Source organism: Pseudomonas sp. IT-P176, from assembly GCF_949767245.1.
Taxonomy (GTDB): Bacteria; Pseudomonadota; Gammaproteobacteria; order Pseudomonadales; family Pseudomonadaceae; genus Aquipseudomonas.
The window spans coordinates 1-14,676 of the sequence record NZ_CATKPN010000070.1; the positions used below are offsets into that span (position 1 = coordinate 1).

The window sequence follows — 14,676 nt, forward strand, 5'->3', positions numbered from 1 at the left end:
AAATCTACAGTGATGTGCGGGCTGTCAACAGGTTGGAAGCCCAAAATATTTCGACCTATGAGCAATTGCGGGAGTGGGAGCTCAAGGCAGGGAGCGAGTTCCCCGGGTTGCTACTGGATAACGAGATCGCATCTGATGTAGGTGATGTGCTGGACTTGATTGCCGGCCAAATCAAGGAGTACCTGGACGATGTCGTCAGCATAAAAAATGATCTGGATAATTTTGCAGTAGAACTACGTGAAGAAGTAACGCCTCGCATAAAGTTGTTAACAGCCTTCATCTCAAATAATACCTACGCTTCTGATATTGAAGTGCTGAACAAGGGGATTGATCGGCGTGCGAGCCGTATCGATGAGTTGAACGCTCAATACAAGGCGTTGGTCAGTCAATCGTTGACGGCAGCCTCGAGCTTTTCTCTCATTGGGTTGGGTGTTGCGATTTATTACGGCGTTGAAGCTGAAAATACCCGTGCCGAGCGCAATAACCTGGGCGAAGAGCAGGATGACGCAATCAAGCAGCTTTCCAACATGAATAAAACCTTGGGTTCACTTCAACGGGTCAGATCAGATATGCAGAATCTGACTGTCGTTGCGGTCGAGGCCGACGTGGCGACAAAAAATCTGATTCATGTCTGGAACGTGATTCATAACTATACGAGTCAGTCCGCCAAGGAGATCTCGAAAATGGAGGACGCTGTCAAACTGAGGCAGTTCATGACTCAGTTCAGATTGGTGGCGGCACCGTGGGTCGAAATTCATCAGAACGCTGATGCACTGGTGGCACTGTTCAAGGAGGCCGACGAAGAGTTTAAGGCTGGATATGGTATTCAAGGAGCGAAGAGCATGAAAACGCTGGTGCAAACTCAAACCTATCCAGAGTTGAAGGTTGATATCCTGCGTGATTGCAGTAAGCAGTTGCGCGATGAGGCTGTCAAAGCCAGGATGTATTTCCTCAAGAGCAACTATTTACCCACAGTGAGTGACGTGTTTGAGGGCGTGCAGGGTGCGGTCAGCGGCAGCTTACGTGATCTGGCAGAGTCAGCCTTGACGACAAAACTTGATCTTAAATCCCGAATCGCCCAGTTGGCCGCGCTCAATCAAGAATTGGCCGAAGGATCCGATGAGGTTGAAGATATCCACAGCGAGCAGGTTGAGTTATTGGCGCAAGCGCATGAAGCGGCCTCTCGCATGTCAAACAAAGTGATTGAACGCAGGGCCGCGATCAGCGTGCCGTTTGATCAAGGTATGACCGCGGGCTTCATGGCCGCGCTCCAGACGGATTTAGTTGATCATGCAGCTGTACTTGTGCGTCTGAACGGCAAGTTGGTTGAGCCTGAAAAGAAGTTGAAAACTATTTCAGATGCGGTGGATGAGCTCAATAAAATTGGGCTTTCAGAGGCCTTTAAGTCTGTGGAGCTCACTCTGGATAAAGTAAAGGAGCTTGGCGCAACTCCGCCTCAGGTGCAATTGGTGATGGCCGCGGTCGAGAAGCTGAAACAGGATTTGGAAGGAGTGGTCAAAAGTATTTCGTTTGTATCGATGATTAAGGAAAGTCACACGCTGCGGGTGACTGTCGAGGAGATTTATCAAGAAATAGCCGTTGAAAGTCGAAAGGGGCGAAACATCAACGATAAAGTGGAGTTGATCAAAGCCTTTCATGCGATGGATGATCAGCGAAAACTGTATGTCGAGGAGTATGCGGTTGCGGCTGCCGTAGTCAGCCGATTCCTGGTGAGCCTGGCGGACTACCAGGCCAGTGGCCTACAGGATCAGGTTGCTGGATTCATGCAAGAGGCGAGCACCTTTGTCAGGTTTCTCGATCCGGTAACCTATCTGTAACTGCAGTTAACTAAACACCCCGAAAAGTCGCGTGCAAGGGTTAATGGCACGCGATTTTTTCTTGCGTTCATTTACTGGGGTATCAGCCATGGATGTGCTTTTATTGGGTGCCGAAGATTACATCGTTGTTCGAAAGTACTATAAGTTTTTATTGCAGGTAGGGTGTGGGGATGTCGTAACCCATCGACCGGAGTTCGCGCCGGTGTTGGCGCTGTACGCCAACGATCTCAGTGAGGCAGCGAAAACGAATCTCGATCGGTGTCGTTATTTGATGCGTCAGGCGGGTGCTTTAAGTGAAGACATTCTAGGGTGTGTCAACAGGGGCGAAGTATTTCACGGGGCCTGTCGTCGAGCCTTGCTTCACGCTCCGAAGGACCGGCGCTTACTGTTGAACTCGATGTTGTGCGATTCGTTCGATTTTACCGACACTGACAAAAGCATTTGCCGTAAGTACCAAGTTGTCGGTGTCACAGATCAGTTGTCGAGAGAGTATGCCAATGCGCTGTCATTTGTGGAGGAATTCTCAGCTGAAGTGAGTTCGCTTCGGCAGGATATCCACAAGCTGTTTGCCCCGATCTTGAAGACGAGAGCGTCTGAACTTTCTCTTCCTTCCACGCAAGCGCCACAGAGCATATGTGAAACCTGGTTCCTCTGTGGGGAGCGGGCGACTTTCCTTGCCGAGTTGTGGGAAAGCGTCATTGAGGATGACTTGAATAGGAAAGCCGAGCTGGACCGGTTGGCACGAATCTATGCTTCTACGTCCTCGGCGTTGTTAAACCTTGGGGACTTCCTGTATCGGATTCAGTATTTTTTTCGCACGATGATAAAGCGACTCTCTACGATCACAGCCGTGTCGAGGTTCTCTACGCTGTTGCTGGCGTGTGAATTGCTCGCCGAGGTGCTTGTTGGTCTTCGAGTAAGGGCTGAGCGCCTTGGAGAGTGGTCGGAGTTCGAGAGGAATCACACCGCTTTTGGTGCGGATGAAGAATGAATTTTTAGGGCGCCGGACGCGCCTTTGGCTGCGTCCGGCCAAGGTCAGTAAACGTCGCGGCGATAACGCCCTTGCTCGATCAACTGCAACACCACCTCGGCGCCCAACACCTCGTTGAGCACCTGGTCCACCCCTGAAGCCATCCCTTGCAGACTGCCGCAGATGTAGATCACGGCGCCATCGGCCAGCCATTGCTTGAGCACGCTGGCGTGTTCGCGCAGGCGATCCTGAACGTAGATTTTCTCGGCCTGGTCCCGTGAGAACGCCAGGTCCAGGCGTTCCAGGTCGCCCTCGATCAAGCAACTTTCCAGCTCGTCGCGGCATAGGTAGTCATGCGCGCGATTACGTTCGCCAAACAGCAACCAGTTGCGGGTCTGGCCGTCGGCGATGCGGGCCTTGAGCAGGCTGCGCAGGCCGGCCAGGCCGGTGCCGTTGCCGAGCAGGATCATCGGTACCGGGGCGGCCGGCAGATGGAAGCCGCTGTTGCGCCGCACCCGCAGGCTGATCGCCGAACCGACGGTCGCGTGTTCGGTCAGCCAGCCAGAGCCGATGCCCAGGCTGCCGTCGGGGCGACGCTCCTGGCGCACGATCAACTCGAGCACGCCGTCGGCGGCAATCGAGGCAATCGAGTATTCACGCATCGCCAGGGGTACCAAGGCGTCCACCAGGGCCTGGGCATGCAAGCCGACCAGGTGTGTGCGATTGTCCGGTAACTGGCGGCTGGCCAAGGCCTGCTCGAGGGTCTCGAGCAAACCATCGAGCTGTACCGCCGTCTCGCCCGGGATACCCAGCCCCTCAAGGAAGTGCTCGACCGCCCACGGGCAGTTGCGTGGCAGCACTTCCACCAGGTCGCCGGCCAGCCAACTGCTGGTGTCAGGGGCGGTCAGGCCGAGTAAATACACTTCGCCACCGCTGCTGTCGGGGTTCAACAGCTCACGTTTGCTCAAGGTCCAATGGTTGTAGCTGGGGGCTTGCCAGGTGGTGACCGGGGCGTGGCCGGTCAGTTGGCCGAGTTGCTGCTGCCAATGACTCAAGGCGTAGGGGTCGGCACTGTCGACTTCCACCGGGGCAAACAGGGTGGTGCCGCCGTGCTCAGCCAGCCAGCCATGCAAGCGCCGGGCGAAGCCACAGAAGTGCTGGTATTGCCGGTCGCCCAGCCCCAGCACCGCATAGTTGAGGCTGGACAGGCTCGCCGCCCGGCCCAGCACCTTGCGCTCGAAACCACGGGCACTGTCCGGTGCTTCCCCGTCGCCAAAGGTACTGACCACAAACAGCGCGTTGCTTGAGTCGCGCAGGTCCTGTTCACTCAGATCGGCCAACGGCTGGACCTTGACCGGCAAGCCGGCGGCCTGCAGTTGGCTGGCGGTCTGCCAGGCCAGTTGCTCGGCAAAACCGCTCTGGCTGGCAAACCCGATCAGCCAGGCCGGGGCATCGCCGGTGGCTGGCGCGAGGTCTTTGCGAGCTTGCTGGACCTGGCGTTTCTTGCGTCGTCGATCGAGGTACAGCAACCAGCCGGTGATGAAAAACAGCGGCATCAGCAGGGATGTGACCATCAGCACGATGCGCCCGGCGAGCCCGAAGTAACTGCCAACGTGCAGCGCGTAGATGCTGGTCAGCAATTGCGCATTGAGGCTCTTGTCGCTGTAGCGGTCATGGCGCTTGATGATCCCGGTGGCCGGGTCGAGGCTGATCTGGTTCAGCGCGCGGTCATGGGGCGAGGTCTTCAACAGGTAGTAGACCGTGGCCTGCTGGCCGGCCACCGGCGGCAGGCGCACGTTGTACGCGCTCAGGTCCGGGCCTGCAACGCTGTAGATGCTGCTCCAGACTGCGTTGTAGTCGACCACCAGCGCCGGACCGGTTGGGGGCGGCCCACCGCGCGGCTGGCGTACACGCTCCATTTGCGGTCCGTCGGAGAGTAGTTTGGTCACGCCCTTGCTATACCACTCGTAGGACCAGGTCAGCCCGGTCAGCGCGGCCAGCAGGTACGCCAGCAGGCACCAGGTGCCGGCCACCGAGTGCAGGTCCCAGTTGAAGGCCCGGCCTTTTTTGCGCCAGTCCAGGGTCAGCCAGGCGCGCCAGCTGCGCCACTGGCGTGGCCAGCGCAAGTACAGCCCGGAAAGGCAGAAAAACACCAGGATCAGGGTACAGGCACCGGTGATTTGTCGACCGAGATCACCCATGGCGAGAAAGCGGTGCAGTTGCAGCATCAAGCCAAAAAAGTCCTGGCCAACCACCTCGCCCATGAGCTCGCCGGTGTAGGGATTGACGTAGCGCATCTGCCCGCGTCGTTCGCCCGGCGGTGGGGTGAAGAACAGGCGCGCGGCATAACCGTTGTCGATGTCGACCCAGAGCATCGAGACTTTTTTGCCCTCGCTGGCTTCGACCCTGGCCACCAGGTCGGCGGGTGGCAACACCCCGGCAGGAAGTTTTTCCACCTGCAGCACCTGGGGGTTGAGTGCGCGCAGGATCTCGTCCTGAAACGACACCGTGGCCCCGGTAAAGCCCATCAGCGCCAGGACCAGCCCCGCGCTGATACCGAAGAACCAGTGCAGCTGGAACAGGGTTTTCTTCAACACGTCGACCGCCTTGTTCGTTCAAATATGTATTTCACGGCGCGCATTATGCCGTGTGTTATCGGTAAGCCTGGTTCTTTACGCACAAAAGCCCCGCTCATCGAGATGAACGGGGCCTTGGGCTGCACGCTTCCTTTAGAAGTGGAAGTTGGTGCTCAACAATGCCGTCCGGCCCGCCGCCTGGTTGGCGAAATGGGTCGAGAACGCCTTGTCGTAGTAGGTCTCGTCGGTGAGGTTCTGCACGTTGAGTTGCAGGTCGACGTTTTTGCTCAGCTTGTAGGCAGCCATCGCGTCGTAACGCACGTAGGAGTCGACCATGGTGGTGTTGGCCACGCTGCCGAATACGTCATCGACGTAGAACGCACCGCCACCGACCGTCAGCTTCGGCGTGACCTGGTAAGTGGTCCAGACGCTGGCGCTGTTTTTCGGGGTGTTCGGCAACTCGTTGCCGTCGGTCACGCTGAGCGGGCCGCCGTCGACTTGCTCGCTGTCCATGTAGGCATAGCCGGCGAAGACTTGCCATTTGTCGGTGAGCTTGCCGCTGGCCGACAGTTCGAGACCCTGGACCCGGGTTTTGCCGGCGTTTTCGTAGGTGGTGCTATCGACCTGGACGCGGGCGTTGTCTTTCTCGGTGCGGAAGATATCGGCGGTCAACGACAGGCGATCGTTCAGCAGGTCCCACTTGGTACCAATTTCGTAGTTCTTGGTGGTTTCCGGCTCCATGTCGCTCTTGAGCTGGTTGCCCGCACGGTCAGGGGTACCTGCCAGCGAGTTGCCTTCCATGCCTTCACCGACGTAGTTGCCCGGTGGCGTCGCGGAAGTGGCGTAGGAAGCGTAGATGCTGCCGTTTTCCGCCGGCTTGTAGACCACACCGAACTGACCGGTGATGAACTCGCTGGTGTCCTCGCCCTTGGCTTCGATGCCTTTGTTCACGACAGTCGCACCGGCACCATCGTAGGTGCGGTACTTGGTATCGAAATGGTCGTAACGCAGGCCCATGTTCACCAGCCATTGCTGCGACAGTTCGAGGGTGTCGAACACGTAGATGGCGCGGGTGTCGGCTTTGGTATCGGTGCCGGCGTAGTTACGCGAGATCGCGCCGTTCCATGGGTCGCTCGGTGTCGGGTTGGACAGCGAGGTGCAGTTGTAGCCGCTGGAAGCACCGATCAGCGACGGGTTGCACTTGCTGGTGCTCAGCCCGGTGTTGGTGTTGACGTTGTACGAAGACTTCTCGCTTTCTTCACGGCTGAACTCGATGCCGGTGGAGAAGCTGTTCTTGAAGCCGGCGATGTACACGTCGCCGAACAGGTCGGTCTGGTTGGTGGTGGTGTCGGTGTTGCTGACACGGGTGTTGGCGCGGCGCCACACGGTGCCGTTGTTGACGTTGCCCTTGCTGTCGTCCGGCTGGGTCAGGATGTAGTCCTGCATGCTGCTGCCGTGGCGCAGGGTGTTCTTGACGGTCAGCGCGTCGTTCAGGTCGTGCTCGATGGCGAAGGTCGCGGTATCGGTACGGGTCTTGCGGAAGTCGCGGTCGGTCAGGCCGTAGAAGTTGCTGTCACTGCCGCCACCGGTGGTCGGCTTATCCGGGTTGCCCTTGTTGCGGTCGGCCGAAAGACCTGACGCCGGCATGCTGTAGGGAATGCCCGAATCCGGAGTGTCGTTGCTTTCCAGGTGGTAGTAGTCAAGGTTGACGCGGGTGTCGGTACCCAGGCCGAACACCAGGGATGGTGCGACGCCCCAACGGTCGTAGTCGACACTGTCGCGACCGGCCACGTTGCTTTCGTGGCTCATCAGGTTCAGGCGGCCAGCGGCGTTATCGTTGAACTGGTAGTTACCGTCCAGGGTGTAGCGTTGGGTCTGGTCGGAGCCCCAGGTGAAACCACCGTCGAGCGAATCGCCCAGGTGGGCTTTTTTGCTCACCAGGTTGATGGTGCCGCCAGCGGCGCCGCGACCGCCGATGGCGGAGTTCGGGCCCTTGCTGACTTCGATCGACTCCACGGCGAAGATTTCACGGCTTTGCGAGCCAGTGTCGCGCACGCCGTCCAGGTAGGTGTCGCCTTGGGCATCGAAACCACGGATGAATGGGCGGTCGCCTTGCGGGTTGCCCCCTTCACCGGCACCGAAGGTGATGCCTGGCACGGTGCGCAGCGCATCCTGCATGTTCAGGGCGCCAGTGTCCTTGAGGACCTGTTGCGGAATCACGGTCACGGAGCGTGGGGTGTCAATCAGCGGCGCGGTGTACTTGGGCGAAGAGGCCTTTTCAACCTGGTAGGAGGTCGCATCCGAAGCTTCACCGGTCACGCTGGTAGCGTCCAGTGCGATCGCATTGCCGGAGGTTTTCGCGTCAGTCTTTTCTGCGGCGAAAACCATGTGTCCGGCGGAGCTGGCGGTAATCGCCACGCCAATTGCAGACGCGAGCAAACGTGGTGAGCTGACCGGTGATTGTTGTGGCTGGCGTGACATGGTGAATTCCCCTCCCCAAGGATTTGAGGCCGCGGAATATAGGGTAAACACGTATTTGTATCAATTGCGAAATATTGCCATTTGCATTTAATTTACATTCTTTACAATTTATCCTTACGGTTTTTACGTTCTCGTTCGTCACGCCGGTTTTACATAGTCAATAAGAATCAATACCATTGCGATCCTTTGACTTTCAGGTGTCGCCCCCATGCTGCTGCATATTCCCGGCTTGTTCTCCCGTGAAGAGGTGCAGCGCATCCGCGAGGCGCTGCAGCAGGCTGATTGGGCCGATGGCAAGATCACCGCCGGGTTCCAATCGGCCAAGGCCAAGCACAACCTGCAACTGCCAGAAGGCCACCCGCTGGCCCAGGAAATCGGCGCGGCGATGCTCGACCGACTGTGGAAGCACCCGCGCTTCATGTCCGCCGCGTTGCCGCACAAGGTCTTCCCGCCCTTGCTCAACTGCTACACCGCCGGTGGCAGTTTCGACTTTCATATCGACAACGCCGTGCGCCAACCCAAGGGCAGTGTCGAACGCGTGCGCACCGACCTGTCGTCGACCCTGTTCTTCAGTGACCCGGACGAATACGACGGTGGCGAGCTGGAAATCCAGGACACCTTCGGCACCCAACGCGTGAAGTTACCGGCCGGCGATCTGGTGTTGTACCCGGGCACCAGCCTGCACAAGGTCAATGCGGTCACGCGCGGCACGCGGTACGCGTCGTTCTTCTGGACCCAAAGCCTGGTGCGCGAGGACAGCCAGCGCGCCTTGCTGTTCGAGATGGATGAAGCGATCCAGCAACTGACCCAGGACATGCCAGATCACCCGTCGTTGATCCGCCTGACCGGAACCTACCACAACCTGCTGCGTCGCTGGGTCGAGGTCTGAGCCGTGGACTTTCGATTGCGCCGTGAAGAAGTCCTGAACGGCGAGCAACTGCGCGCCATGCTCGGCGAAAGCCCGGCCCGCGCGGCCCAGGCGATTGTCCTGGCGGCCAAGTCCGAGAGCATCGACGGCCAGGCGCTGCTGGGGCAGATCCTGCTGGAAGGGCGAGGCATTGCCAAGGACCAGGCACTGGCCGTGCGCTGGTTCGAAATCGCAGCCCGGGGCGGACACCTGATGGCGCGCAACATGCTCGGCCGTTGCCATGAGCATGGTTGGGGTTGTGTGGCGGATGCTTCGGCTGCCGCACGGCACTATGCAATCGCCGCCGATGCGGGCCTGGACTGGGCGCTGTACAACTATGCCAATCTGCTGGCAACCGGGCGCGGAGTGGCTGAGGATCAGGTCCAGGCGTTGAACCTGTATCGGCGCGCTGCTGACGCCGGTCACGCCAAATCAATGAACCTGCTGGGGCGCTATCTTGAACAAGGACTGGCCTGCACCGCCGATCCGTCAGCGGCGCGCGCCTGGTATCGGCGGTCAGCCGAAGGTGGCGATTTTCGCGGGCAATTCAGCCATGCAACATTGCTGGCGCAGGACGGTCACGTCGATGAAGCGCTCGTGTGGCTCAGGAAAGCCTTGGTCGGTGGCAATGTGAACTTCCTGCGGGTCAGCAGTGCATCGCTGCTCGGCGCAGATCATCCAAAAATCCGCGAGATGGCGGACGCCTATCAAGTGCGCTTATCTCAACTAATCGAGTTGTAAGTGTTCAAATTTAGCGCCTGAGCTCTGGGGATAAGATTTTTATTGTATAAGACGGCGCCACCAAACTAAGTTTGAGGGTGGCGTTTCTGTGCGCGAACAACAAGTGTTGCCTAGGGTGTTGTGTTTTGTGTGCTGAACTAACAGTTGTTGAGTTTATTTTTAACATTTGCTCTGTGGAAGTTTGCTTGGTTGGGTACTAATGTTGGTGGGCACCCCGGGTAAATCTTTATTGGGTTTATGACAGATTAGTGGTGCCAACAATAGGATATTTGATTCTGCCCGTAGGGGCACTGAAATGGAGTTCAGTGATGGATGATAAAATACTTTATGCGGCAGTCTTGGCGCCAAAGCTATTTGTGGATGCTTCAGTTGGTGATGGCGAAGAATACAATCGAGAGCCGGGCTTTCAGCTGACTAAAGAGCAAATAGTCAGTTTGCGAAAGTATGAAGTTCTTGGGTTGTCGCTTCCCGTGGAAATTGACGATGTCATTGTGTATCTGGACTATGGCCAAGGGGATACTGGCAGTCCGGGGCTGACCGCCCGTGACTTCCAGTTGACGTTCAGGAAAACCTATGATCATGCCAGGAGTTGGTCGCCACTGCGGGAAAAAATAATGATGACGGGCACTGATCTGAAGATCTTTGCTGGCAGCATTCTGCGGATTGGCAATGGAATCGTCGAGATCTACGAGGACCAAAAAATATCGAGCTACCTGGAAGAGCACGGTATCGATACCCCGGAGAAGTATCTCCAGCAGAAATTCCTGAATCCAGGGCTTCCTACCCTCGATTTGTCTGCGGGCGATCTACATGAGTTAAGAAGCTATCTTGATGAAATGCTAAGCAAAGTACAGAGTGCCCATGCCAAGGCGACGTCGGTGAGGTATGAAATCGACAGGTTTGGATCCGCGATGCGCGAAGAGGTGTTGCCGCATATCAAACTGCGATTGAAAGCCGTGTCGGAGAATACTTATCAAAGCGATATCAAGGAACTTCAACAGAAAATTGATGAGCGCTCGGAGGAGATTGAGCAGGTCAGCCAGCAGTATGACAAGATGGTCCAGGACGCGATCATGGCGGCAGCGTCTCTCAATATCGCGGGGTTGGTTCTCGGTATTTACACTGGCGTTAAAGCCGAAGAAATTCGCAAGCAACGAAATGCCCTGAAAGAAGCTCAGCAGCACGACAATCTGCAAATGCTCAGCAAAAACAAGACGCTGAGCTCATTGAACCGAATACGCACTGATCTTCAGGAGCTCAGGGATGTGACCATTGAGGCTGAAGTTGCGACGCAAAATCTTATGTTGGTGTGGAATTCGCTGGCGCTCTATATCGAGGCTTCGAAAGAGGATGCAGATCTACTCGATAATGCGTTGTCGCTGAGGCAATTTAAAAATCAAGTGCTGAGTATCGTCGAGCCTTGGAATCAAATAAAAAACAGTGCGGATCAACTGCTGGGTGTATTTGCAGAGGCGGATAAAGAGTATGAGTCCGGCCAGTTGCTGGGTATAGAGGGTATGAGAATGTTCAGGTCGTTTACTGCGTCGGATACTCCAATTTTCAATGTTGTTAAGTTGCGTGCCGCTAACGCTCAAATCCAGGATGCCAATATTACCGCGCAGATGCTGTTCGAACGCTGGAGTTATCAAAAGGGCAGCGTTGAAAAAATCCAAGGGCTGGCGCTCGCTGCAAGCCAGGCTACGGCCAACTTGCGGGTGATCAGTGATACGACGATTATTCATCTGCAACAATCACAAAAGAAGTTGGGGGGGTTGCAGGAGGAAGTTGAATCGCCCGCCGATGCCGACGAAGTTCGTACAGATATGCAAAAGGAGTTGAAGAAATTATCTGACCAGCTCACTGGGCAATTCGACAAACTGAAGAGCCTCAATAAAAAGCTGCTGGGGCCCTACAGTCGGGATGATTCGGCGCAGTTGGCGAAGGAGGTGCACGTTGAGCGCAAGTATGCCGAAGAACGTCAGGCTGTCCTGGAAAAGCAGCGGGATGAGTTGGAGCCAAAGATTAAGTCGGTGTCTGATGGCATTGAATTGCTCGCCAAGGTAGGAATCGAAAAATTTGGCAAACAAGTGGAATTGTCGAAGGATAAAGTGATGGAGCTGGGAATGACTCCACCGCAAGTTGAAGTTGCCATGCTTGCCATCGATACGTTGAAAAGTTTAATCGAGAGTATCGGTACGACCGTCTCCTATATAAATATGACCGAGGAGCTGGACAGGCTCAACAAGAGATTGACCGAGCTGAAGGATCAAGCGAGAAAATGTAGCAGTGATGTCGAACGTGCTGATGGAAAAATCAAATTGTTGGAAGCACTGGATAAAGTCGATGAGGAACGCTCGGGCTATGTGGCTGAATTCTCCGCTTTGCTCGTTTACTTTGAGAGCCTGTCCCGCAAGTTTACCGAGAATGAGGCGGAACCTGTCGAGGCTCGGGTCGAGTTTGCGATTGCCGAGATTAAACAGGACATCAACTATTTGAAGTCACTGACGCTGTAAATACACAGCCGGAGGGTGGGTCAGACATCCTCCGCTTCAAGGGGGTATGCATATGGCTGTCTACACGTTTGTCAGTGGTCAGCGTCGCACACTGGATCGTTATACCTTTTTCCTCTCTACGGTCGTTTCGACACATGACAAAGTCAATCTGCTCTTTGTTCGGCGAGCAAAAAGCGGTCATCAGCGGACAGGTTTACCCTACGACTCGCGTCTGAATCATGTCACTTGGGATGAGCGAAATCTGCAAGGGCTGTGGAAGCGCGTTGCAGACCTGAGGGATTGCGCCGCTGCTTATATAGGGGCACTGGTGACATTCAGGGAAGAGGTTTTAGCGTTCACTGCTCGGACGTCTCGACGCGAGCCGATCGACGGGGTGGATCTTGGCAACTTCAGCCTGGTTCGCTCGCCGATCTGGAACGCCTCTGTTCCTCGGACCATCCAGGGCTTGGTTTACGGTTTGGGTAACCTGTTTTTTGCGGGTAAGGGGGACATGATTCCAGTCGAGAAGATCGTTCAAGACGTATGCGAGCATTCCTTTGGGCTGAAATCGATATTCACCAGGGCAATGGGTTATCGCACCTGTGAATGTCATGCACAACCGAGCGTGGCCCCAGAGCTGTTCAGGGAAGATGACACGACCCCTCTCTGGGATATCGAGTATTCCAGCGCTGATCCTCTGATCAAGGCAAGGGAGTATGAGGCCGACGTAATGGCTCTCTTCAGGCGGATGGAATTATTGGGTGTCTGGATGGGAGGTTTTTTTGAGGAGCTCAGCCTGCGTTTTGACAGTGCACGAGTCGAGCTCACGCAAACAGATGACATGACGACCGTGGGAAGACTGAATGTGAAGCTGGCTGCTGCTCAGGAGAATGCTGAAGAACTCATGAGCATGTTGAATCACATCGAATTGTGGTTGAGGCAATAAAAAAAGGTCCATTGATATGGACCTTTTTCATCACTGCAGATACTTACACGTAGAACGACTTCAACGGTGGGAAGCCATTGAACTCGACGGCGCTGTAGCTGGTGGTGTACGCGCCGGTGGACAGCCAGTACAGGCGGTCACCGATGGCCAGGTTCAGCGGCAGGCCGTACTTGTAGTTTTCGTACATGATGTCGGCGCTGTCGCAGGTTGGGCCAGCGATCACCACTTCTTCCATCTCACCTTTCTTCTCGGTCCAGATCGGGAACTTGATGGCTTCGTCCATGGTTTCGATCAGACCGGAGAACTTGCCCACGTCCGTGTACACCCAGCGCTCTACTGCGGTACGGGATTTACGCGCGACCAGTACGACTTCACTGACCAGGATGCCGGCGTTGGCGATCAACGAACGGCCCGGCTCCAGGATGATTTCCGGCAAGTCATCACCGAAGTCTTCCTTGAGGAAGCGGATGATTTCCTCGGCGTAGGTTTCCAGGCTGTTGGTGCGGGTGATGTAGTTGGCCGGGAAGCCACCGCCCATGTTGATCAGCTTGAGCTCGATACCGTCTTCTTCTTTCAGGCGCTCGAAGATCACTTTGACCTTGGCGATCGCTGCGTCCCAGACGCTGATGTCGCGTTGCTGCGAACCGACGTGGAACGAAATACCGTACGGCACCAGGCCCAGGTCACGAGCCAGGATCAGCAGGTCCATGGCCATGTCGGTCTGGCAGCCGAACTTGCGCGACAAAGGCCAGTCAGCCGTGGTCGAGCCTTCGGTGAGAATCCGCACATAGACTTTTGAACCCGGTGCAGCCTTGGCGATGTTGCGCAGGTCGGCTTCGGAGTCGGTGGAGAACAGGCGCACGCCCTTCTCGTAGAAGTAGCGGATGTCCTTGGATTTCTTGATGGTGTTGCCGTAGCTGATGCGGTCGGCGCTGACGCCACGGTCCATCACCTTGTCCAGCTCGTAGATCGACGCGATGTCAAAGCTCGAACCTTTGGACTTGAGCAGGTCGATGATCTCGACGGCCGGGTTGGCCTTGACCGCGTAATAGACTTTGGCGAATTCGAAACCGGCGCGCAGGTCATCGTAGGCCTGGCTGATCATCGCGGTGTCGATCACCACGAACGGGGTTTCTTGTTTGTCGGCGAACGCCTTCATTTTGTCAAAAGTGGCGCGCGCGAAATAGTCTTCGACGTTGATCGACATGCTGGGAACTCCTACTGGCAAACTGAAATTAACAATGGGTGCAAATGAACGTCCTCCGTATCCCCACTTTGGTTCGCCTACTTCCCAAGGCATGTCGCCGAAAGCAAAAAGGCCATGGGATCACCTGCGTCCCTTGGCCTTGCTGTCTCGTCGTCAGTACTTGAGCCGGATGGATCGTTTCCAGCATGGACGTTCGGCGCGAACTTTAGGGCGTGAGGGGCTTGAGATCAACAAAAAATGTCGCGTTTTTGCACGCTTCCGTCGTGCGGTCCCGGACAGCTACTGATGTAACCGACCTGCATGACAGTGTGATGTTCCCGTAGAAGGGATATTTGAGGGGTGTCAGAGGGATTTGTGACGCCCACAATCGCGGCATAGGTATCTACACAACTTCGTAGCGGCCTCTGGGGTGTTGGATTAGGCGGGGTACATATCCATTCTTGCGGTAACGGCCTCCTATGGTTCCGCCAACGGCGGCTCACTTTTGAACAGCGCAAAAGTAAGCAAAACGCTCTTAC

Annotated in this window: 9 protein-coding genes; 6 read left to right on the forward strand and 3 right to left on the reverse strand. The window is 56.1% G+C overall.

What is annotated here, in order from left to right; genetic code table 11:
• Together ACM6IP_RS20755 and ACM6IP_RS20760 are read left to right on the forward strand one after the other, a co-directional pair.
• Nucleotides 1-1,838, forward strand: a 1,838-nt coding sequence (locus tag ACM6IP_RS20755) for an alpha-xenorhabdolysin family binary toxin subunit A (protein ID WP_414862191.1), incomplete at its 5' end; no start/stop codon positions are given.
• Between the two features lie 88 nt (nt 1,839-1,926).
• On the forward strand, nt 1,927-2,829 hold the full coding sequence (locus ACM6IP_RS20760; protein ID WP_095169446.1) for a hypothetical protein: 903 nt from the start codon (nt 1,927-1,929) through the stop codon (nt 2,827-2,829).
• Nucleotides 2,830-2,873: 44 nt separating this feature from the next.
• On the opposite strand, the gene ACM6IP_RS20765 is transcribed toward ACM6IP_RS20760, so the two are convergent.
• On the reverse strand, nt 2,874-5,405 hold the full coding sequence (locus ACM6IP_RS20765) for a PepSY domain-containing protein (protein WP_414862192.1): 2,532 nt from the start codon (nt 5,403-5,405) through the stop codon (nt 2,874-2,876).
• 132 nt (nt 5,406-5,537) lie between these two features.
• The gene (locus tag ACM6IP_RS20770; protein ID WP_414862193.1) at nt 5,538-7,865 is read right to left on the reverse strand and encodes a TonB-dependent receptor; all 2,328 of its coding nucleotides are present in this window, start codon (nt 7,863-7,865) and stop codon (nt 5,538-5,540) included.
• Nucleotides 7,866-8,073: 208 nt separating this feature from the next.
• Between ACM6IP_RS20770 and ACM6IP_RS20775 the strand changes: the two genes are divergently transcribed.
• The 4 genes from ACM6IP_RS20775 (at nt 8,074) to ACM6IP_RS20790 (ending at nt 12,951) form a co-directional block, all read left to right on the forward strand.
• The gene (locus ACM6IP_RS20775; protein WP_095169443.1) at nt 8,074-8,754 is read left to right on the forward strand and encodes a Fe2+-dependent dioxygenase; all 681 of its coding nucleotides are present in this window, start codon (nt 8,074-8,076) and stop codon (nt 8,752-8,754) included.
• 3 nt (nt 8,755-8,757) lie between these two features.
• Nucleotides 8,758-9,513: a tetratricopeptide repeat protein gene (locus tag ACM6IP_RS20780; protein ID WP_414862194.1), complete on the forward strand. Its 756-nt coding sequence runs from the start codon at nt 8,758-8,760 to the stop codon at nt 9,511-9,513.
• 308 nt (nt 9,514-9,821) lie between these two features.
• Entirely contained in the window at nt 9,822-12,026 is a 2,205-nt protein-coding gene (locus ACM6IP_RS20785) for an alpha-xenorhabdolysin family binary toxin subunit A (RefSeq protein ID WP_414862195.1), read from the forward strand.
• Between the two features lie 52 nt (nt 12,027-12,078).
• Nucleotides 12,079-12,951 (forward strand): hypothetical protein, encoded by an 873-nt coding sequence (locus tag ACM6IP_RS20790; RefSeq protein ID WP_414862196.1) that lies wholly within the window; start codon nt 12,079-12,081, stop codon nt 12,949-12,951.
• Between the two features lie 43 nt (nt 12,952-12,994).
• On the opposite strand, the gene ACM6IP_RS20795 is transcribed toward ACM6IP_RS20790, so the two are convergent.
• Nucleotides 12,995-14,158: a type III PLP-dependent enzyme gene (locus tag ACM6IP_RS20795; protein WP_095169439.1), complete on the reverse strand. Its 1,164-nt coding sequence runs from the start codon at nt 14,156-14,158 to the stop codon at nt 12,995-12,997.
• Nucleotides 14,159-14,676: the final 518 nt, after the last annotated feature.